The sequence below is a fragment of the Marinobacter bohaiensis genome (assembly GCF_003258515.1).
Classification (GTDB): domain Bacteria; phylum Pseudomonadota; class Gammaproteobacteria; order Pseudomonadales; family Oleiphilaceae; genus Marinobacter_A; species Marinobacter_A bohaiensis.
In genome coordinates, this window is record NZ_QGEH01000001.1 from 478,973 (window position 1) to 499,149 (window position 20,177).

A 20,177-nucleotide genomic window follows, 5' to 3' on the forward strand; every position below is an offset into this window, starting at 1 on the left:
GTTCAGAGTGAGTGCGGTCTGTTGCGAGGGCTCGGACCGACAATGGCCAGACAGGATAGGGAAGGGGGAATCAGGCGGGTGTCAGGCAAACATCAAGAAAAGGTCAATCCGCCGCCGGCCGGCGGCGGGCGTCAGTGATTGAGATTCGTCACCGGAATCAGATCCAGCTGTTCGCCGCCCGGCCGGCGAAACAGATCGGTGCGCAGGGGCTCCGCTTCGTGCAGATTGAGTGCCAGTTTCCGGGCCTTGCGGTTGAAGCGTTGACGGATCAGGTCGGCGTAGATGCCCTGGCCCCGCATGCGATGGCCGAAGCGGCTGTCGTAGGCCTTGCCACCGCGTAGGTCGCGGATGCGGTTCATCACGTGGCGGGCGCGGTCCGGGAAGTGACGCAATAGCCAGTCCTCGAACAGCTCATGAATCTCCAGCGGCAGTCGCAGCATGATCCAGCTGGCTCGGCTGGCGCCGCTGTGGGCGGCGGCCTCGAGAATGGATTCGATTTCCGCATCATTAATGAAGGGAATCACCGGCCCCAGGATGATGCCGGTGGGAATGCCGGCGCCGGACAGCTCGCGAATCATTTTCAGGCGCGTGGCCGGCGCGGCGGTGCGGGGCTCCATTTTCCGCTTCAGATCGTTGTCCAGCGTGGTCAGGCTGACACGCACCGAGCACAGGCCGTCGGCCGCCATCTCCGCGAGAATGTCCAGGTCACGCAGGATCAGCGCGCCCTTGGTGATGATCGAAACCGGGTGCCGGTAGTCGCGCAGTACCTTGAGCAGCTCCCGGGTCAGGCGGCGCTGTTTTTCGAGCGGCTGGTAGGCGTCGGTGTTCACGCCCAGGGCGATGGGGCTCGGAACATGGCCCGGTTTGTCCAGGGCCTCGCGCAACCGTTGCGCGCCGTTGGGTTTGGCGATCAGCTGGGTCTCGAAATCCAGCCCTGGTGACAGGTCCCAGTAAGCGTGGGTGGGGCGCGCGAAGCAATACACGCAGCCGTGCTCGCAGCCGCGATAGGGGTTAATGGACTGGTCGAAGGGTACATCCGGAGACTGGTTGTGGCTGATGATCGAGCGCACCTGCTCGTCGACCACCCGGGTGGCGACGCTGTCCGGGCAGAGCATGTCGTCCGGATCGTGGTACCAGCCGTCGTCCTGGTCCCGGTCGGAGGTGAGGGGCTGGAAGCGATTGTGGGGGTTGTAGCCGGTGCCGCGGGTTCGCATGGGCTTTCTCCTGTGACCGGTTTTCCTGGAAGTGGAGCGCACTGGAACCGGTGAACGCGTGATTCGTCGTTACTGTTTAAATATACAGTATTTGACTAAACCTTAACCACCGTTGGCGAGCACTGCAAGTATTTTGTCATTGCGGTGAAATGTGTCGTGTTTCTCACTAACTGCCGAATAATCATGAGTTTGTAATGTCGTATTCTGTATTCATGAAAGAAATATCGAAAATACACAATATAAATTTCAATGATATTTTAGACGTTCGTAGAATGGCCAACATCGTCACCCGCCATGCAGTTCGGTTCCGGTCGGCGGGTGACGCTCAGGCTCATCAACAGATAAAACAGGAACGACCATGTCACAGTACAATCAAGACATTGAGGCCATTAAAGCCCTCAAGGAAAAGATGAAGGGCTGGGAAGGTATCAACCCGGAGCACGCCGCTCGCATGCGTGCCCAGAACAAGTTCAAGACCGGTCTGGATATCGCCAGGTACACCGCCAAGATCATGCGCGAAGACATGGCGAACTACGACAGGGATCCGGCCCAGTACACCCAGTCCCTGGGTTGCTGGCACGGTTTCATCGGTCAGCAGAAGCTGATCTCCATCAAGAAGCACTTTGGTTCCACCAAGCGTCGCTACCTGTACCTGTCCGGCTGGATGGTGGCCGCCCTGCGCTCCGAGTTCGGTCCGCTGCCGGATCAGTCCATGCATGAGAAGACCGCGGTTTCCAGCCTGATCGAGGAACTGTACACCTTCCTGCGTCAGGCGGACTCCTGGGAGCTGAACCACCTGTTCCGCGGCCTGGAAGACGCCAAGGCCGCCGGTGACACCGCCAAGGCGGCTGATATCCAGGAGCAGATCGACAACCACGAAACCCACGTGGTGCCGATCATCGCCGACATCGACGCCGGTTTCGGTAACGCCGAAGCGACCTACCTGCTGGCCAAGCAGATGATCGAAGCCGGTGCCTGCTGCATCCAGTTGGAGAATCAGGTCTCCGACGAGAAGCAGTGTGGCCACCAGGACGGTAAGGTGACCGTGCCCCACGCCGACTTCATCTCCAAGATCAACGCCGTACGTCTGGCGTTCCTGGAGCTGGGCATCGACGACGGCGTCATCGTGGCCCGTACCGACTCCCTGGGCGCTGGCCTGACCCAGAAGATCGCCGTGACCGAAGAGCCGGGCGATCTGGGTGACCAGTACAACAGCTTCATCGATGGCGACGTCATCGAGAAGGCCGAGGACATCAACAACGGCGACGTGGTGATCAAGCAGAACGGTCAGCTGGTCAAGCCCAAGCGTCTGGCGTCCGGTCTGTTCCAGTTCAAGCCGGGCACCGGCGAAGACCGTGTGGTTCTCGACTGCATCACCAGCCTGCAGCACGGTGCCGACCTGCTGTGGATCGAAACCGAGAAGCCGCACGTGGGCCAGATCGCCAGCATGGTGAACCGCATCCGCGAAGTGGTGCCCGACGCCAAGCTGGTCTACAACAACAGCCCGTCCTTCAACTGGACCCTGAACTTCCGTCAGCAGGTGTTCGACGCCTGGCAGGAAGAAGGCAAGGATGTGTCCGCCTACGACCGCGCCGGCCTGATGAGCGCCGAGTACGACGACACCGAGCTGGGCAAACTGGCCGACGAGTGGACCCGCGACTTCCAGCGCAAGTCGTCTGCTGAAGCGGGTATCTTCCACCACCTGATCACGCTGCCGACCTACCACACCGCGGCCCTGTCCACCGACAACCTGGCCAAGGGCTACTTCGGTGACGAAGGCATGCTGGCCTACGTGGGTGGTGTTCAGCGCAAGGAGATCCGCCAGGGCATCGCCACCGTCAAGCACCAGGACATGGCGGGTTCCAACATCGGTGACGACCATAAAGAGTTCTTCGCCGGTGACGCCGCCCTGAAGGCCGGTGGTAAGGACAACACCATGAACCAGTTCGGTTAATCGAACGGTTCGGTCATCCCGGTCGCGGCGCTGCCCGGCCGGGTGATCCCTCAGAGCCCCGCTTTCGAGCGGGGCTTTTTTGTGTCCGGTTGTTGTATGCCGGCGAGACAGGACACCGTCAGCGTCAGGCTGGGATACAAACGGCGCTTCCTCTAACTCCCTGAATTCCCGTCGGTTCACGAAAACACCGTTCGGCGTCGTCGGCGACCTGTTCCATCCACGGAACAACTGACGCCGCTGCCGTCCGGCCCTGTCTTTGGGGTTCCCGTTTTATATCTTTAAATTCAGATGCTTGTAACTTCTTGGGCAGGTTGGCACGCGAATCGCTCGGATGCTTTTCGCGGGTCATGCGTCCTGGTCTGCCGCAACTCTTGGATGGAGGTGGCGACGACGTAGATCCAGTGATTCAGCAATCAGACATAAGGAAAGACATCATGAATACACAGAAAAGTTTGCTGGCGTTGGCGATCGCAATGAGTCTGGGCCTTTCCGGTGCGGCTCTGGCCGATCAGGGTGGCGATGGTGACCCGAACACCAATGCGGACGATACTTCCATTGCCAACAACGACCATTCCGGCAACGTTGACTCAGGTAATGACAACAGCTCCCATACCGCCGACAGCGGTAACGACAATTCCACCAACGATGCCAGTATCGATGTGGCGGACAGCGCGAACAACAGCTCCACCAACGATTCGGGCAACGACAACAGTACCAATGTTGCTGATAGCGGTAACGACAATTCCGCCAGTGATGCCAGCACCAATGACAGTGGCAATAACAGTTCCACCAATGCCTCCGGTAATGACAACAGCACCAACGTTGCGGACAGCGGGAACGACAATTCTGCCAACGATGCCAGCACCAATGACAGCGGCAATAACAGTTCCACCAACAACTCGGGGAACGACGCCAGCACCAACGACAGTGCCAATGACAGTTCGGATAACAGTACCAACGTGGCTGACAGTGGCAACGACAACTCCGCTAACGATGCGAGCACCAACGACAGCGGCAACAACAGCTCCACTAACGACTCTGGCAACGACAACAGCGCCAATACCAATGCCAGTACCAACGATAGTGGCAACGACAACTCCACCAACGACAGCGGTAACGACAACAGTACCGCCGACAGTGGCAACGACAATTCCACCAACGACAGCGGTAACGACAACAGCACCGCCGACAGTGGAAACGACAATTCGACGAACGATTCGGGGAACGACAATTCGACCAACGACTCGTTCAACGTATCCGATAGCGGTAACGATATGTCGGACAACTCGGATAACAGCATGGCCGAGCTGAACCTGCATGTGTTTCTCAATAATGCGGATCTGGACGGCAGCGTATCCGGTGTGACCACCACCTACGGCGATGCCAACGGCAAGCATTCCTACACCACAGCGACCCACCACAATGAAATCTCCGGTGGTTCCGCCAACTTCACCGGTGTGGGCGCCTTCTCGCAGAATGCCGGCAACGGCAGCGTGACTCAGTCCAACGTGAGCGTCATGTCCAACCTGACTACCGGTCAGTAAGCGGCTCGGGTCACGCCCCGGTATGGGCGTGACCCCGCTTTCCAGGAGGTGCAGCCATGGTGGAAAGACTGCGTTATACCCGGCACGCACTCTGGATGGTTCTGCCGCTGTTGAGTTCGCTGGCCAGTGCCGAGGACGCCCTGTTTGGCGGCCAGGCACTGTCGACCGATCAGCTCCAGGAATCGAACGGCCGACAGGGCGTTCCTTTCCAGTGGCAGGTGAACGACACCGACCAGAGCGCCGTGGTGGCCGATAACGTCCTGAACGGACCGGTCAACACCGGCGACAACTCAATCTCGGACAACGCGTTCCAGAACATGAGCGGTGTCGCGACGGTGATCCAGAACACCGGTAACCATGTGGTGATCCAGGACAGCATGCAGATCAACGTGCTGATCAATCAGTAGTCCACAATACGCAAGACCCAATCCAACGTCCGGCAGGAGTGAGTGCCATGGGGATCAAGACTGCCACAGCGCTTTGGGCCGGGCTGGTCGTCGCGGTCCCCATGGTCGATGCCGGCACCGTCCGGTTGCCCGGACTGGGCGGTGATATGCCGGTCAAGGTGATGAGTTTCCAGGAACGCCGCTACCTGACCGTGATTCGCCAGCAGTACGACTTCAGCTGCGGTTCCGCCGCGCTGGCGTCGCTGCTGACCTACCACTACGACCACCCGGTCAGCGAGCAGACGGTGTTTCGCTCGATGCTGGAACTGGCCGATGAGGAAAAGGTTCGGCAGCAGGGATTCTCCATGCTGGACATGAAACGCTATCTCGAACACCAGGGATTCCAGGCGGACGGCTTCCGCATGGGACTGGCGGACATCCGGGAGAAGGTGCGGATTCCGCTGATCGTCCTGCTGGATATGGACGGCTTCCGGCACTTTGTCATCGTCAAGGGCATTTCGGATCGTGAGGTCCTGGTGGGGGATCCCGCCAGGGGGCTGAAAGTGCTCACACTTGATGCGTTCAACGAGCGCTGGGACGGCATCGCATTCGTCATCCGAAGCCACCTCAGCGAGGGACGGGCCCGGTTCAACCGGGAGCAGGAATGGCACAAGGTCGCCCGGGCCCCTATTCGACAACACAATGCACCGGGAGAAACGGCCCGAAGCGGGCCGGTGATGTTTGCTCCGCTGGGTGTGGAATGGTGATCGACATGGCAAGACAGGATCACGACAGGAACAGGCCTGGTGCGGGCCCGGCACTGGCGCTGCTGTTGCTGGGGCTTGCCGGCACCGCGCCGGTACTGGCCGCAACGCAATGGAGCCAGGGGCTGTCGCCGCTGGACAACCCGGAACTGGACCAGCAGCGCGGCGGTTTCCAACTGGGTAACCTGGAGATCTCGATCGGGCTGGAGCAGATTGTCGCCATCGACGGTCAGATCGAAGTGGTCAACCGGCTGATGATCAATAACCTGAACCAGCGGCTCAACCAGGGGCCGGTGGTGCCGAGCATCGAGCAGGTGCGGGTGAACGTGCCGGAGGTGAACGTGCCTTCCGTCGCGGGCGGCGGAAGTGGCTCTTCCGGCGGCTCATCGGGGAGTTCCGGTTCGCCGTCCGGGAGCACCGGCAGCCCGGTGTCGTCCGGTTCCGGATCGACCGTGATCGCCGGGCCGGTGATCAATGCCAGTCCGGCATCGATCGCGGCGAGCGACCTGCGCAGCGGCGCCTGGATGACGCGCATCCAGAACGACGTCAACGATCGCGTTATCCAGAACCTCCAGTCCCTCAACATCGAGCTGAAGAACGTGGGGCTTCCGAGCTATCTGCCCGAAGTCCTCGGCGATCAGTTCCTGCAGACCCCGGCGCGCTAGCCGGGGTTGTTTTTCCGCCCGGATGCAACCGTGTTAAGGGGCCCTAGAACGCGATCGGCAACTTGAGGGTCAGCTCCGTGGTGGGGGCTTCCTCCGTCACTCCCACACTGACGGACACGCTCAGGCTGGTGTCGCGCGTCAGCTGCTGCGACAGCCCGAACGACAGCGAGCCCACCTGAATGCGGTCGAACACCGCGTTGTTCAGGTCATTGTCGAACTCCACGTCGGTCTTGGGAATCACCGAGTGATCGTAGCCCAGGCTGAACGAGGTGCGCTCATTGAAAGCGAAGCCCATGCCGAAACCGAAGCGCACGATGTTGCCCGGATCGATGGTGCCGCCGTTCTCTAAACCTTCGTCCTCCTCCTGGGTCCAGGTGTAGCTGAGGTTGCCGAACAGCACCGCCGGATCCGACGGGTAGATGAACGACAGACCCGGCTCGAACGCCCAGAAACCGGAGCCCGTGGGGCGCTCCGCAAAGGCGATGCCGATGGGGTTGCCCTGGCTGTCCTCCAGCACCCGGCGGTCCACGTCGTAGGGGCCTTCGCCGGTGGGCGCTCGTACCCGGAACGTCCCAATCAGGTAAGGCCAGCCTTCGAGGCCGTCGTTGAACTGGTAGCGGATGGTGGCCTCCACATCGCCCAGTCCTTCGCCGGACGACTCGGTCAGGGTGTCGACGGGCGTTCCCTGGAACGCGGCCCGCTCGCGCAGGTCCTCGTCGATCTGCAGATAGGGAACGCGCAGCGTGGTTTCCAGGCGGCTGGTGATGCCGTACTTCATGGTCACCGCGCCGACGAAGATGTCGCGTTGCACTTCGGTGACGTTGATCAGGCCCACCAGCAAGGCCGGGATCACGGTGTAGCCCTCGATGGCCACCACCGTGGAGTTGCTGTTGGCGTAGGAAAAGGCTGGCTCGATGACGAACTTGCCCGCCCGGGTGACGATCCCCCGGTCGGTGGTGATGGACGCGATCTCGCTGGCCCTCTCGTTGACCCTTTCGGCTTCCTCTTTCTCTTCCTGCGTTGTCTGGGCCATAACGGCGGATGCGAGCAGGCTGCTGCAGGCGATGACCGAAACCAGAGCCGATGCCGGTCTTGGCTGATAGCGCGCGCGAGCCGGGGCATAATGCTTCATGGATGACCTCCTTTGCGATGAACCGGCTCGCGCCGCGTCGACGACGACTCGTGGGCGGTTCCGTGCTTGGCCATGAGTCGGTAGAGCGAGAGTCGGGAAATCCGCAGCAGGCGCGCCGCGGCAGAGACATTGTGGTTGGCGATGTTGAGGCAGTAAGTGATCGCTTCGCGCTCCGCCCTTGCCCGGAAGCGTTCCAGGGAAAGCTGGGTGCGCGGCTGCTCGGGATTGTCCCGGGAGCACAGACCCAGGTCCTCCGGTGTAATCGTGTCGGACTCACTCAGCAGTACCGCCCGCTGCAGCCGGTTGTGCAGTTCGCGCAGGTTGCCGGGCCAGTTGTGGGTCAGCAGGCAAGCCATGGCGTCCTCGCACAGGCGACGCGTCTTGTGCGGGCTCAGCCGGTGGGCGTGGCGCAGGATGGTGTTGCACAGGAACGGCAGATCCTCAAGCCGGTCGCGCAGGGGCGGTAGCTGGACCTGCAGGTTGCCCAGGCGGTAGAAGATGTCGGCGCGGAACTGCTCCTCCCGGACCCGTTGCTCCAGCGGGTGGGTGGTGGTGGCGATGACGCGCACCCGAACCCGGCGCGGATTGTGGCTGCCCAGGCGTTCCACCACGCTCTCCTGCAGGAAACGCAGCAGGGTGGACTGCTGTTCCAGCTGCAACTCGTCAATATCGCTCAACACCAGGGTGCCGCCGTCCGCCTGTTCGATGCGTCCGGCCCGGGCGCTCAGGGCATGGGTGAAGGCGCCTTTCTCGTGGCCAAACAGCTCGCTCTGGGTCAGCGTCGGCGGCAGGGCCGCGCAGTTGACCAGCACGAAAGGCCCCTGACGGGCGTCGGAATGATCGTGGATGAAGTGCGCTGCGGTATTGCGGCCGGTGCCGCTCTCGCCCAGGATCAGCACCGGTTCGGTGGTCTGGGCGATGCGCCGCAGCAGAGCCCGCGTCTCGACAATGGCGGGCGACTCCCCGTCCAGTGCCTGTTCCTCGAAATTGCCTCGCACACGGCTGTGCTGGCGCAGCGCCATCAGTCGCGCCATGCCCCACAGGTGGCCCAGGGTGACGTCGAGCCGGCGCAGGTCGTAGGGGCGCGTGTGGTAGTCGGTGCAATAGCCGGCGACAATGTCGCTGAGCAGGCTGTTCTGGTCCGGCGGAGAAGGAAGCAGGCTGATCCAGTGCGCGGGGCTGAGCGTCTCGATCCAGTCTTCCAGATCCAGGGCGGATGGATCGCCCACGTCACCCAGGTCGATCACGCCCACCCGGACCCGTGGCAGCGCACTGGGCCGGCGTCGCGGTGGCTGGCCCAGGTCAACCGGATGAATGATCCAGTGCCGGGCCAGTTCGGTGAATGTCGTTGGCAGCCGGCCCCCTGGTGAGAGCCAGATCAGCTCGCGTTCTACGGTCATGCCCTGGATTCCCTGATCCTGCATGAATGCCGGTGGTCCGGCCTTGTTGTTGACGACGTTTCGCTGCGGCTGGCGGCGCAGTCAGGATGCCTTACAGCCCGTGGCTTCCCGGGACGTCGTTCAGGGGATTGAGCATTTTCGGTGCCAACCGGAAAAAACGCGTTGAATCGGTAGCTTGCCGGGGTGGGTGAGCGTCTGGCCAGGCGGGCCCGTAAATATTGTCGACAGACCTGTCACAGATTCGGAGCGGCTTGACCGCTTCTCCATTTGCCAACATCATGATTTTTATTGCTGAAAGGGATCTCGCATGCTGCCGTTACCGTTTCTCGACCGGGTGAAGTACATCGTCGAGCGCCAGTTCGTGAAAGGCGCGCTGTTCCAGTTGCTGGTGGTAGGTATCGGAATCGGGTTGATTTCCCTGATCGGCGGCCTCCTGGTCTGGCCCGGATCGGCGTCGTTCGACAACCTGGGAGATGCCATCTGGTGGGCCTTTCTGCGCCTGACCGATCCCGGTTACCTGGGGGACGACGAGGGCGGCTGGCGGCGGCTGGTGTCGACGGTTCTCACCGTCACCGGCTACGTGGTGTTCATGGGTACGCTGGTGGCCATCCTGACCCGCTCACTGATTGCCCGCATGACGGACCTGGAGCGGGGGCTGACGCCGGTGACCCTGCGCCATCACGTGGTGGTGCTGGGGTGGAACAGCCGCACCGTACCGCTGATCCAGGAGTTACTCGCCTCGACCGGCCGTGTCCGCCGTTTCCTCGCCAAGCACGCGGCGCGGCGCCTGCGGCTGGTGATCCTGTCCGAGGAAGTGTCCGCCGAGCAGGTGCTGAGCCTGCGCAATGAACGCGAGATCGGACGCAAGGCACGGGACATCGTGCTGCGCTCGGGCTCGCCGTTGCAGCCGGAAGCCCTGCACCGGGTGGCCTGCCTCAGCGCGGCGGCGGTGATCGTGCCCAGCGAGGGGACCTACAATCCCGACAGCGTCGTGTCCTCCGACGTGGAGACCGTCAAGGCCCTGTTGTCGATGGCGTCCCAGGCCCAGTACCTGCACCAGCCGTTGCCATACGTGGTGGCGGAGATCGAGGACCTGCGCAAGCAGGCTGTGGCGGAACGCGCCTATCCCGGTCCGCTGGAAGTCATCTCCAGCGACGCCATCATCAGCCGCCTGCTGGTGCAGACACTGCTGCACCCGGGGCTGTCGGAAGTCTGCAACGAGCTGCTTACCGCGCGCCACGGTAACGACATCTACGTGCGCTCCGGCGATATTGCCGAGGGCGACACCCTGGCGGAGCTGGCGCGCAGCTGCCCCGACGCCATTATCCTGGGGCTGCTGCAGCCGCGGGGTGACGGTTGGGATGTGCGGCTCAACGCGCCGTCGTCCACGTGTATCCGCGACGAGGACCGCCTGATCATCCTGGCCCGGGACTACAGCGATACCGAGCCGCAGCGGGACAAGCAGGGCCAGCGCGTGGTCTCGCTGGCGCCGATCGAGCGCTCGGCGGCCAGCGACCTGCCGGCACTCCAGTCCGGTCCGGAGCACCGTCTGCTGGTGTTGGGCTGGAACCAGCGGGTACCGGCCTTGCTGGCCGAACTGGCGCGTTATCCGGAACACCGGTTCCACGCCGACCTGGTGTCGATCGTCGCGCCGGCCACACGGGAAACCGCGATCCGCCAGTACCTGGGGGAGGACGGCGTCGTCACCCACCGTCAGATCGAGGCCGACTTTGCCGTTGAGGAAGTGCTGCGCCGCCTGTCCCCGGCCGATTACGACAGCATCCTGCTGTTGAGCAGCGACCGCCTGGGGTCGGGCGAGGAGGCGGACGCCCGCACCATGATGGGCTATCTGCAGTTGCAGGAAGTGCTGGCCGACGCCGCCAACCCACCGCAGGTGATCCTGGAACTCAGCGATCCGGACAACGAAACGCTGCTGGTGACCAACCAGAGCGAAACCCTGGTCAGCCCCATGATCCTCAGCCACGTGCTGGCCCAGGTCGCCCTGCGGCGCGAGGTGCGTGTGGTCCTCGACGAGTTGTTCACGCCGGGCGGGGCTGAGATCATGTTCCGGCCGCCGTCGGATTACGCGTTGCCGCCACGCCCGGATTTTACCGTCGTCGAACGGCTGGCCGGAGCCCACGGCGAAACCGCGCTGGGTGTCCTGCGCGCCCGCCCCGATGCGGATGGCGCCATGCTTGAGCTCAATCCCGAGCGGGGCGCGGCACTGGCGCTGCAGCCGGGCGACTTGATCGTTGTGCTCGGGCGCACCTGAGTTGCCATGGATCCCGTGGTCTCTAATGACGCGGTCTTATCAAACGCTTGTTGACCGAGAACTGGAGCTGTCCCGATGACCCCCGCCATCGACCAGGCCCGCAAGGCCGAGATCCCGTTTCAGATACACGAATACGAACACGACGCCCAGGCGGACAGCTACGGTGAGGAAGCAGCTGAGAAGCTCTCCCAGGACCCGGCCCGGGTGTTCAAGACCCTGGTGGTCCAGCTCGACGGCAAGACCCTGGCGGTGGGCATCGTGCCGGTCACCGGGCGCCTCAACCTGAAGCAGCTGGCGAAGGCGGCCGGAGCCAAGCGCGCGGTGATGGCCGACGCGCGGGACGTGGAGCGGGCAACCGGCTACGTGCTGGGCGGGGTGAGCCCGCTGGGACAGAAGAAACGACTGCCCACCGTGCTCGACAGCAGCGCCGGGGATTTCGACACCATCTACGTCAGTGCCGGCCGGCGCGGGCTGGAAATCGAACTCACGCCGGCGGACCTGCTGCAACTGACCGGTGGCCGCCTGGCGCCAATCGGCCAGGACTGAGTGAACCGGGAGGAAACGAATCATGCGTATCGGCGTGCTGGCCGGCAAGACCGGCTTTTCCCAGGAGACTATCCGCTACTACGAGAAGATCGGGCTGATACCGTCACCCGGTCGCAGCGACGCCAACTACCGGGATTACGGCGTGGCGTTCGTCGACCGGCTGCGCTTCATCGCCAACTGCCGCTCGCTGGACATGACCCTGGACGAGGTTCGCCACCTGCTGGAGCTGCGGGAAAATCCCGAGGCCCGCTGCGGTGAAGCCAATGCGCTGCTGGCGGATCACCTGCAGCACGTGCGTGAACGCATTGCCGAGCTGAACCAACTGGCCCGGCAGTTGGAAGTGATCCAGCAGCAGTGCGGGGAAGACGTGGCGGCCCGGGATTGCGGGATACTCAATGAGCTGGACCGCATGGAGCCGCCCGCCGAGGACAGCCGCGACAGCCATGTCCCCGGCAGCCACGGTCATCGGCCGGGCTGATGACCCGTGCTGCAGCCGCCGCCGCGCCGCTGGTGCTGTTCCGCCCGGGCGCTGATCAGGATGCGCACCCCGGCGGAAACTGACAGCCCCGACATGATGCCCGCCACCAGCAGGTCCGGCCAGGGCGTGCCGGTCCCGAACACCCCGAGAGCCGCGAACAGCACCGCCAGATTGCCAACCGCGTCGTTGCGCGAGCAGACCCACACCGACTGCATGTTGGCGTCGCCGTCCCGGAAACGATAGAGCATCAGGGCCACGCCCAGGTTGGCGATGCAGGCCGCTACCGCGACCACGCCCATGGTGATTGGCTCGGGCATGCGGCCGTGCTGTATCTGCCAGGCGGTGTAGATGAACACGCCCAGCCCCAGCAGCAGGAGCGTGGCACCCTTGAGCATTGCCGCCCGGGTGTGCCAGAGCGGCGCCAGCCCCAGCACCGCCAGTGAAATGATGTAGTTGGCGCTGTCGCCGAAGAAATCCAGGGCGTCAGCCAGCAGCGCCGTGGAACCGGAGGTGGCACCGGCCACCAGTTCCACCACGAGCATGGTCAGGTTCACCGCCAGCGCAATTTTCAGCGCCCGGCGAAAGATCGGGTTGTTGCCCGGAGAGGTGGGGGCACAGCAATCGGCCATCATCGCTTCCTGTTGGTGAACGGAAGCGGTATTAAAATCCCTGTAACGACTACAGGGTCAAGTGTCTCAGCCGAGGCTCTCGGGAAGTGGCGTACGGCTGCCGGAATTGAGGTGGTGATTGACGTGCCCGGCCAGCGCCACGCCGGTTTCGCTCATGGTCAGGTAGGCATCGTCGGCGCCGGCGTCGCGGATCTGCGCCACCTCGTCCTCGTGCAGGGTATGGGCGGCGATGAAACCGTCGAAACCACGCTCGCGCAGCCGTCTGGCGGCGATTTTCTTGCCCTCGATGTCGTGCAGGCAGAGGATCACCGCTTCCAGCCCGGGCATGTCCAGGTGCTGCCAGAAGTTGTAGTCCTCGGCATCGGCGAAGAATACATTGCGCCCGGCTTCGCGGTGGCCCTTGAGGCGGGCCGGGTCGGAATCCAGGCCCATCAGCCGGGACTCGGTCTGGCGCAGTTCCTCGTAGGCGGCGGTGCCGGTCCGGCCCATACCGATCACCAGCACGCGGGTGTCGCCCAGGGACACCGGTTGCTCGTCGGGATGACGTTTGCTGCTTTCCAGCGGATCGATGTAGCGGGCCAGACGGGCGTAGAGCGGGTGGGCCAGCCGGTTGATCGGCGCCGACAGCACGAACGACAGGGCCACCGTCACCGCCAGCGGCACCAGCCATTGAGGCAGGGCCACGCTGGCCAGGATCAGGCCGAATTCGCTGTAGTTGGCCAGCAGCAGGCTGGACAGGAAACTGCTGCGCGAGCGCAGCCGGAACACCAGCAGCAGGACGAAGAACAGGATGCCCTTGAGCGGCATCAGCAGCGCCGCGATCACCGCGAACAGCAGGGCGTGATCATCCGGTAGGCCGCTCATGCCGATCTGCAGGAAAAAGCCCACCAGGAACACTTCCTTCACGCTCCACAGGGAGTTGGACAGCTCCACCGCCCGTGGATGCTTGGCCAGCAGGGCGCCCATCAGCAGGGCTCCCAGTTCGGAGCTCAAACCCACCACCTCGAAGCCCATGCCACCAATGGCCAGGGCCAGCATCAGGCCCAGCAACACCAGCAGCTCGTCGTGGCCGGAGGCGTCCATCAGTCGGAACAGCAGGGGGCGCAGCAGGGGCAGGGCGAACACCAGCACGGCAAAGCCGGACGGCGTGTTGCCGGACGTCACGCTCATCACCACCAGCGCTATAAGGTCCTGCACGATCAGGATGCCGATGGCGACGCGGCCGTGGAAGGCGCGCAGTTCCTGCTTGGATTCCAGGACCTTGGCCGCCAGCACGGTGCTGGAGAAGGACAGGGCAATGGCCAGCAGCAGGGCTTCCTGACTCCCGATGTCCAGCAGCAGGTACAGCCCGGGCATGAAGATCAGGCAGGTAATGGCGAAGTGGATGAGGCCGCCGCCGATGACCTCCGGGCGCAGGATCGAGCGGAACTTCAGCTTGAGGCCGACGGTGAACAGCAACAGCAGCACCCCCAGGTGCGCCAGGTGCGCCAGGATCTCGCTGCTCTCGGTGTCCATGCCCAGCTCGTCGGAGACGCCGTGCAACGTGAATCCGGCCACCAGGTAGCCGACCAGCGGCGGCAGGCCGGCTCCCCGCGCCAGCAATCCGAGAGTGAATGCAAAAAAGATCCAGATGGCTTCGGTCATGCTCGGCCTTGCGATATCCCTGCGCAATGTTCACATCGGGCTGATTGTTACAGGATCACGCCAGCCCTGCCAGGGTTATTCCCCCATTTCCGGTGTGCCGGGGGTCACCCCATAGCGGCTGGCCAGGCGATCCAGGGCTCCGGACTGGCGCAGCGCCCGGACGCCGTTATCCAGAGCCCGGGCCAGCTCGCGGGAATGGTCGAGGGCCGGGGAGAAGGCGATGTAGATGGGCTCACGGTGGACGACCCCCGCGTCGCGCAGGTGTACCGGGGTCGGCATGCGCTCGGCGAAATAGTGCAGGACCGCTTCCTCCTCGACAAACGCATCGATGCGCCCCAGTTTCAGCATGTCGATGAAGCGGCCCAGAATGTTCTGGCCGTTGAGGATGAGCAGTCGGGTATCGTCGCGGCGGTTGGGGGTGATGTAACGGTCCATCAGTTCGCCGTAGGAATAGTCGTCGATCACGCCGAGTTTGATGTCGTGCAGGTCATCCTCGCCGGCGTAGGTCCAGTGGGCATCCGGCAGGGTATAGATGGTGTGGCGCGCGATGGCCAGCGGGGCGTCGGGGAACACGAAATCCGGAACGTCTTTTTCGCCGGCGCCGACCAGGGCGTCGAAGCGGCCCTGTCGGACATCGGCGATGGCCCGGCTCCAGGGGCGCGTCTGGTATTCCACTTGGTAACCGGACAGTGCCAGGGCCCGTTGTGCCACCTCCACCAGGAACCCCGGAGCGGAGCTGTTGGCGGAGCAGTTGAAAGGGCACCAGTTGTCGGCCACCAGATGAAGGGTCTCCGCCCGCAGCGGTGACAGGGCCATCAGCAGGACGGCGCCCAACAGCATGCGGGACCGTTGCACAGACCACCGGTTAAAGCGACGACTCCGGCCGCATCCTGAAACGACAACTCTGGCGATAATCCTCATCCCGAAACGGTCACTCCGGTGACAGTATATAAACCGAGAGAAAGTTTTCTAGTGCAGGTATCGAGTGTCCCGGGGCTCATCTTTCCGGACGGTACATCGAGGCAAAAAAAAGCCCGGTCACGGACCGGGCCTGTTGCGCTTACTGGCTCTGCTGCTCCCGGGCGATGGCTCGGTGGGCAATGTCCTTGCGGTAGAAGGCGCCGTCCCAGTCGATCGTCGCGGCCATGGCGTAGGCACGCTGCTGGGCCTCGGTCACGCTCTCGCCCAGCGCGGTGGCGCACAGCACGCGACCGCCACTGGTCACCACGTCGGTACCATCGAGTCGGGTTCCGGCGTGGAAGACTTTCTCGCCGTCCGTCTCGCCCTGGGGCAGGCCGGAGATGACCTTGCCCTTCTCGTAGCTGCCCGGGTAGCCGCCAGCGGCCAGCACGATGCCGACCGAGGCGCGCGGATCCCACTGGGAATCGCACTGGTCGAGCTGGCCGTCCACCGCAGCGCTGCACAGTTCCGCCAGATCCGACCGCATGCGCAGCATGATCGGCTGGGTTTCCGGGTCACCGAAGCGGCAGTTGAACTCGATCACCTTGGGAGCCCCATTCACGTCGATCATCAGCCCGGCGTACAGGAAACCGGTGTACGGGTGGCCTTCCTGGGCCATGCCGTCCACGGTCGGGCGGATGACCTCGTCCATGATGCGCTGGTAGACGTCGTCGGTGACCACTGGCGCGGGGGAGTAGGCGCCCATGCCGCCGGTGTTGGGGCCGGTGTCGCCGTCGCCGACGCGCTTGTGGTCCTGGCTGGTGGCCATCGGCAGGATGTTCTGGCCGTCCACCATGACGATGAAGCTGGCTTCCTCGCCGTCCAGGAATTCCTCGATCACCACGCGGCTGCCGGCGTCGCCGAAGGCATTGCCCGCCAGCATGTCGCGGATGGCGTCTTCGGCTTCGTCCAGGGTTATGGCGACGATCACGCCCTTGCCGGCGGCCAGACCGTCGGCCTTCACCACAATCGGCGCCCCCTGCTTGCGGACGTAGGCCAGGGCTTCATCCACATCGGTGAAGTTGGCGTAGGCGGCGGTGGGGATCGCGTGCCGGTCGAGGAAATCCTTGGTGAAGGCCTTGGAGCCTTCCAGCTGCGCGGCGCCCTGGTCCGGGCCGAAAATGCGCAGCCCGCGCTCGCGGAAGAGATCGACCACGCCCGCGACGAGCGGTGCTTCGGGGCCAACGATGGTCAGCCCGACGTCGTTGGCGGCGGCGAAGTCGGCCAGCTTGTCCAGTTCCATCACGTCGATGGCGACGTTTTCCAGGTTCGGCTCGCGGGCGGTGCCGGCGTTGCCCGGTGCGACGAACACCTTGTCCGCGTTGGGCGACTGCGCCGCTTTCCAGGCCAGGGCGTGCTCCCGGCCGCCGTTGCCGATAATCAGAATGTTCATGTTAACGGTCCTGTTCGCTCAATGATGGCGTTTAGTGGCGGAAGTGGCGCATGCCGGTAAAGACCATGGCGATGCCGTGCTCGTTGGCGGCGTCGATGACCTCCTGGTCACGCATGGAGCCACCCGGCTGGATCACCGCCTTGATGCCGGCCGCCGCGGCCGCATCGATGCCGTCCCGGAAAGGGAAGAAGGCGTCGGACGCCATCACCGAACCGGCGACTTCCAGGTCTTCGTCCGCGGCCTTGATGCCGGCGATCTTGGCGCTGTAGACGCGGCTCATCTGGCCGGCGCCGATGCCGATGGTGCGGCCGGCCCTGGCGTAGACGATGGCGTTGGATTTGACGTACTTGGCCACTTCCCAGGCGAACAGCAGGTCGTTCAGCTCTTCCTCACTGGGCTGACGATCGCTGACCACTTTGACATCGTCCATGGAGACCATGCCCAGGTCGCGATCCTGCACCAGCAGGCCGCCGGTGACGCGCTTGTAGTCCATGGCCTTCTCGCGCTCGGCGCCGAACTCACCGCAGGCCAGCAGGCGCACGTTCTTCTTGGCGGCGACGATGTCGACGGCTTCGGCGGCGATGCTCGGGGCGATGATCACTTCCACGAACTGACGGTCGATGATGGCTTTCGCGGTTTCGGCGTCCAGCTCGCGGTTGAAGGCGATGATGCCGCCGAAGGCGGACGTCGGGTCGGTGGCGAAGGCCAGGTCGTAGGCCTGGCGGATGTCGCTGCCGATGGCCACGCCACACGGGTTGGCGTGCTTGACGATGACGCAGGCGGGATCAGCGAACGGCTTGACGCATTCCAGCGCGGCGTCGGTGTCGGCCACGTTGTTGTAGGACAGCGCCTTGCCCTGCAGCTGCGTCGCGGTGGCGACCGAGGCCTCGACCGGGTTGCGCTCGGCGTAGAAGGCGGCGCGCTGGTGCGGGTTCTCGCCGTAGCGCATGTCCTGCACCTTGACGAACTGGCTGTTGACGGTGCGCGGGAAATCCGGGTTGTCGTTGTCGCGGGTGCGACCGCCCAGGTAGTTGGCAATGGCGCCGTCGTAGCCGGCGGTGTGTTCGAAGGCTTTGACCGCCAGGTCGAAGCGGGTGTCGTAGCCCAGGCTGCCGTTGCCGCTCTCCAGTTCCTCAAGCACGGTGTCGTAATCCGAGGCGTTGACCACGATGGCGACGTCGTCGTGGTTCTTGGCCGCGGCGCGGACCATGGTCGGGCCGCCGATGTCGATGTTCTCGATGGCCGTGGGCAGATCGCAGTCCGGCTTGGCGACGGCCTGTTCGAACGGATACAGGTTGACCACCACCATGTCGATGGGTTTGATGCCATGCTCGTCCATGACCGTGTCGTCGGTGCCGCGACGGCCGAGGATGCCGCCGTGGACTTTCGGATGCAGCGTCTTGACGCGACCGGCCATCATTTCGGGGAAGCCGGTGTAGTCGGACACTTCGGTCACGGCGATGCCGTTTTCCTGCAGCAGGCGGAAGGTGCCGCCGGTGGAGAGGAGTTCGACGTTGCGGGCGCTCAGGGCGCGGGCGAATTCGACGATGCCGGTTTTATCGGAAACGCTGATCAGAGCGCGACGGATCGGGGTGGGAGCCTGTTTTGCCATGGTGGTTTCAGAAACTTTTTCCGGGGGGCTGAACGAAATGAGGGCCGCGCGGTGTTTACCGGAGGCCCTCGTCGAATCGGGTTAAGCGATTATAGCAGACCGTACTGCTTGAGCTTCTTGCGCAGGGTGCCGCGATTGAGCCCCAGCATGGTCGAAGCCTTGGTCTGGTTGTTACGGGTGTAACGCATGACCTGCTCCAGCAGCGGCGCCTCCACCTCGCTCAGCACCAGCTGGTACACGTCGGTGACGGGAGCGCCGTCGAGTTGTTCGAAGTAGTTCTTGAGGGCTACCTCGACGCTGTCACGCAGGGTGACGGTGCTGCCGTTCTGTCCCAGGGTTTGCAGGGTCTGGTTGCCCTCGCCCTTGGGGGCCGCGGTCTGTTCATTGGCCAAAGTCTCAGCGGTCATGCTGCGAATACCTCTCCATTTCGTAAGCCTGAAAAGTACTGTTCGATACTGTCGAGTTGCGCCTGGGCGTCTTCAAGCTGATTGAAGTGCCGGCGGAACTGCTTGTCCTCGTCGTGAGACTGGAGGTACCAGCCCACGTGTTTGCGGGCAATCCTTACGCCCATCGGGTCGCCATAGAACCCGTGCAGTGCGATCAGGTGCTCCCGGAGCAGGGCTTCCACTTCTTCCATGGCCGGCGGCGCCATGTGCTGGCCGGTGCTCAGGAAGTGCCCGATTTCCCGGAAGATCCAGGGACTGCCCTGGGCCGCGCGTCCGATCAGCAGGCCATCGGCCCCGGTGTGTTGAAGCACGTCGCGTGCCTTTTCCGGGGAATCGATGTCGCCGTTGGCAAAGACCGGGATGTCGACGTCCGCCTTGACCGCCGCGATCGTGTCGTACTCCGCCTCGCCCTTGTAGGCGTCGGCCCGGGTGCGACCGTGAATGGCCAGGGCCTGAATGCCCGCGTCCTGTGCCATGCGAGCAATCACCGGAGCGTTGCGGTGATCCCGGTCCCAGCCGGTGCGCATCTTCAGGGTGACCGGGACGTCGACCGCCGCCACTACGGCCTCCAGGATGTCGCGGACCAGCGCCTCGTCTTTCATCAGGGCCGATCCGGCTGCCTTGTTGCAGACTTTCTTGGCGGGGCAGCCCATGTTGATGTCGATGATCTGGGCGCCGTTTTCGACGTTGAGACGGGCGGCATTGGCCAGCATCTCGGCGTCGCCGCCGGCAATCTGCACGGAGCGTGGTTCCGGCTCGCCGGCATGGTCCAGGCGCAGCCGGGACTTGCGGGTATGCCACAGCCGACTGTCGGCAATCACCATCTCGGACACGGCCAGGCCGGCTCCCAGCCGGCGGCATAGCAAGCGGAAGGGCCGGTCGGTCACACCCGCCATTGGCGCAACGATCAGCGAGTTGGGGAGTGTGTAGGGACCGATCTTCGCTTCAGGTAACATCTGCTCGCACCTCTTTGATCTGGTTAAAAGTCAACCAGCTCTCAAGGGGCGACAATGATACCCCCGACCCTGCCGTGATTGAAGGGGTAATTCCCCCAAAAAAGTGATTATTTTTCGTGCTATCTGGTTGACTTTTCAGCGATGAGGTGCGTTCGCTGACCGGCCCGGGACGTGTGCCCCAG

At 63.6% G+C, this 20,177-nt stretch carries 18 protein-coding genes; 8 read left to right on the top strand and 10 right to left on the bottom strand.

Going from position 1 to position 20,177, the window contains the following annotated elements:
- Positions 1-131: 131 nt before the first annotated feature.
- A complete protein-coding gene (locus DKK67_RS02050) occupies positions 132-1,214 on the bottom strand; it encodes a PA0069 family radical SAM protein (RefSeq protein WP_111493913.1) in 1,083 nt (360 codons plus the stop codon).
- A gap of 358 nt (positions 1,215-1,572) precedes the next feature.
- On the opposite strand from DKK67_RS02050, the gene DKK67_RS02055 reads away from it, so the two are divergent.
- The 5 genes from DKK67_RS02055 to DKK67_RS21705 all read left to right on the top strand — a co-directional run bounded on the left by DKK67_RS02055 (position 1,573) and on the right by DKK67_RS21705 (position 6,527).
- Complete coding sequence (locus tag DKK67_RS02055; protein ID WP_111493915.1) at positions 1,573-3,168, top strand: isocitrate lyase; 1,596 nt, start codon at positions 1,573-1,575, stop codon at positions 3,166-3,168.
- Between the two features lie 434 nt (positions 3,169-3,602).
- Positions 3,603-4,712, top strand: a complete 1,110-nt coding sequence (locus tag DKK67_RS02060; RefSeq protein WP_111493917.1) for a hypothetical protein — start codon at positions 3,603-3,605, stop codon at positions 4,710-4,712.
- A 56-nt stretch (positions 4,713-4,768) separates the two neighbouring features.
- Positions 4,769-5,119, top strand: coding sequence for a hypothetical protein (locus DKK67_RS02065; protein ID WP_111493919.1), 351 nt, complete (start codon positions 4,769-4,771; stop codon positions 5,117-5,119).
- A 47-nt stretch (positions 5,120-5,166) separates the two neighbouring features.
- Complete coding sequence (locus DKK67_RS02070) at positions 5,167-5,865, top strand: C39 family peptidase (RefSeq protein ID WP_111493921.1); 699 nt, start codon at positions 5,167-5,169, stop codon at positions 5,863-5,865.
- A gap of 5 nt (positions 5,866-5,870) precedes the next feature.
- Complete coding sequence (locus DKK67_RS21705; RefSeq protein WP_204355709.1) at positions 5,871-6,527, top strand: hypothetical protein; 657 nt, start codon at positions 5,871-5,873, stop codon at positions 6,525-6,527.
- Between the two features lie 43 nt (positions 6,528-6,570).
- Here DKK67_RS21705 and DKK67_RS02080 read toward each other — a convergent pair whose 3' ends face one another.
- Together DKK67_RS02080 and DKK67_RS02085 are read right to left on the bottom strand one after the other, a co-directional pair.
- A complete protein-coding gene (locus tag DKK67_RS02080; RefSeq protein ID WP_228160490.1) occupies positions 6,571-7,659 on the bottom strand; it encodes a transporter in 1,089 nt (362 codons plus the stop codon).
- On the bottom strand, positions 7,656-9,059 hold the full coding sequence (locus DKK67_RS02085) for a sigma-54 dependent transcriptional regulator (protein WP_162628720.1): 1,404 nt from the start codon (positions 9,057-9,059) through the stop codon (positions 7,656-7,658). The genes DKK67_RS02080 and DKK67_RS02085 overlap by 4 nt, the downstream gene beginning before the upstream one ends.
- Before the next feature lie 307 nt (positions 9,060-9,366).
- On the opposite strand from DKK67_RS02085, the gene DKK67_RS02090 reads away from it, so the two are divergent.
- The 3 genes from DKK67_RS02090 to cadR all read left to right on the top strand — a co-directional run bounded on the left by DKK67_RS02090 (position 9,367) and on the right by cadR (position 12,355).
- Positions 9,367-11,331: a CASTOR/POLLUX-related putative ion channel gene (locus tag DKK67_RS02090; protein ID WP_111493925.1), complete on the top strand. Its 1,965-nt coding sequence runs from the start codon at positions 9,367-9,369 to the stop codon at positions 11,329-11,331.
- Positions 11,332-11,406: 75 nt separating this feature from the next.
- Complete coding sequence (gene ybaK, locus DKK67_RS02095; RefSeq protein WP_111493927.1) at positions 11,407-11,877, top strand: Cys-tRNA(Pro) deacylase; 471 nt, start codon at positions 11,407-11,409, stop codon at positions 11,875-11,877.
- 22 nt (positions 11,878-11,899) lie between these two features.
- Complete coding sequence (gene cadR, locus DKK67_RS02100; RefSeq protein ID WP_111493929.1) at positions 11,900-12,355, top strand: Cd(II)/Pb(II)-responsive transcriptional regulator; 456 nt, start codon at positions 11,900-11,902, stop codon at positions 12,353-12,355.
- Here cadR and DKK67_RS02105 read toward each other — a convergent pair.
- From DKK67_RS02105 to dusB, 7 genes are all read right to left on the bottom strand, one after another.
- Positions 12,340-12,987 carry a cation transporter gene (locus DKK67_RS02105; protein ID WP_111493931.1) on the bottom strand — a complete coding sequence of 216 codons (648 nt, stop codon included), beginning with the start codon at positions 12,985-12,987 and terminating at the stop codon, positions 12,340-12,342. The two genes, cadR and DKK67_RS02105, sit on opposite strands and share 16 nt — an antisense overlap.
- A gap of 63 nt (positions 12,988-13,050) precedes the next feature.
- A complete protein-coding gene (locus DKK67_RS02110) occupies positions 13,051-14,628 on the bottom strand; it encodes a cation:proton antiporter domain-containing protein (RefSeq protein ID WP_111493933.1) in 1,578 nt (525 codons plus the stop codon).
- A 75-nt stretch (positions 14,629-14,703) separates the two neighbouring features.
- Complete coding sequence (locus tag DKK67_RS02115; protein WP_162628721.1) at positions 14,704-15,483, bottom strand: substrate-binding periplasmic protein; 780 nt, start codon at positions 15,481-15,483, stop codon at positions 14,704-14,706.
- A gap of 205 nt (positions 15,484-15,688) precedes the next feature.
- A complete protein-coding gene (purD, locus tag DKK67_RS02120; protein WP_111493937.1) occupies positions 15,689-16,981 on the bottom strand; it encodes a phosphoribosylamine--glycine ligase in 1,293 nt (430 codons plus the stop codon).
- Between the two features lie 31 nt (positions 16,982-17,012).
- Positions 17,013-18,593 (bottom strand): bifunctional phosphoribosylaminoimidazolecarboxamide formyltransferase/IMP cyclohydrolase, encoded by a 1,581-nt coding sequence (gene purH / locus DKK67_RS02125; RefSeq protein WP_111493939.1) that lies wholly within the window; start codon positions 18,591-18,593, stop codon positions 17,013-17,015.
- 89 nt (positions 18,594-18,682) lie between these two features.
- The gene (gene fis, locus DKK67_RS02130) at positions 18,683-19,000 is read right to left on the bottom strand and encodes a DNA-binding transcriptional regulator Fis (RefSeq protein ID WP_111493941.1); all 318 of its coding nucleotides are present in this window, start codon (positions 18,998-19,000) and stop codon (positions 18,683-18,685) included.
- Complete coding sequence (dusB, locus tag DKK67_RS02135; RefSeq protein WP_111493943.1) at positions 18,997-19,995, bottom strand: tRNA dihydrouridine synthase DusB; 999 nt, start codon at positions 19,993-19,995, stop codon at positions 18,997-18,999. The genes fis and dusB overlap by 4 nt, the downstream gene beginning before the upstream one ends.
- Positions 19,996-20,177 lie beyond the last annotated feature (182 nt).

Coding starts and splice junctions, on each gene's coding strand:
- DKK67_RS02050 (WP_111493913.1), bottom strand. CDS start 1,214: ATGCGAACCCGCGGCACCGGCTACAACCCCCACAATCGCTTCCAGCCC.
- DKK67_RS02055 (WP_111493915.1), top strand. CDS start 1,573: ATGTCACAGTACAATCAAGACATTGAGGCCATTAAAGCCCTCAAGGAA.
- DKK67_RS02060 (WP_111493917.1), top strand. CDS start 3,603: ATGAATACACAGAAAAGTTTGCTGGCGTTGGCGATCGCAATGAGTCTG.
- DKK67_RS02065 (WP_111493919.1), top strand. CDS start 4,769: ATGGTGGAAAGACTGCGTTATACCCGGCACGCACTCTGGATGGTTCTG.
- DKK67_RS02070 (WP_111493921.1), top strand. CDS start 5,167: ATGGGGATCAAGACTGCCACAGCGCTTTGGGCCGGGCTGGTCGTCGCG.
- DKK67_RS21705 (WP_204355709.1), top strand. CDS start 5,871: ATGGCAAGACAGGATCACGACAGGAACAGGCCTGGTGCGGGCCCGGCA.
- DKK67_RS02080 (WP_228160490.1), bottom strand. CDS start 7,659: ATGAAGCATTATGCCCCGGCTCGCGCGCGCTATCAGCCAAGACCGGCA.
- DKK67_RS02085 (WP_162628720.1), bottom strand. CDS start 9,059: ATGACCGTAGAACGCGAGCTGATCTGGCTCTCACCAGGGGGCCGGCTG.
- DKK67_RS02090 (WP_111493925.1), top strand. CDS start 9,367: ATGCTGCCGTTACCGTTTCTCGACCGGGTGAAGTACATCGTCGAGCGC.
- ybaK (WP_111493927.1), top strand. CDS start 11,407: ATGACCCCCGCCATCGACCAGGCCCGCAAGGCCGAGATCCCGTTTCAG.
- cadR (WP_111493929.1), top strand. CDS start 11,900: ATGCGTATCGGCGTGCTGGCCGGCAAGACCGGCTTTTCCCAGGAGACT.
- DKK67_RS02105 (WP_111493931.1), bottom strand. CDS start 12,987: ATGATGGCCGATTGCTGTGCCCCCACCTCTCCGGGCAACAACCCGATC.
- DKK67_RS02110 (WP_111493933.1), bottom strand. CDS start 14,628: ATGACCGAAGCCATCTGGATCTTTTTTGCATTCACTCTCGGATTGCTG.
- purD (WP_111493937.1), bottom strand. CDS start 16,981: ATGAACATTCTGATTATCGGCAACGGCGGCCGGGAGCACGCCCTGGCC.
- purH (WP_111493939.1), bottom strand. CDS start 18,593: ATGGCAAAACAGGCTCCCACCCCGATCCGTCGCGCTCTGATCAGCGTT.
- fis (WP_111493941.1), bottom strand. CDS start 19,000: ATGACCGCTGAGACTTTGGCCAATGAACAGACCGCGGCCCCCAAGGGC.
- dusB (WP_111493943.1), bottom strand. CDS start 19,995: ATGTTACCTGAAGCGAAGATCGGTCCCTACACACTCCCCAACTCGCTG.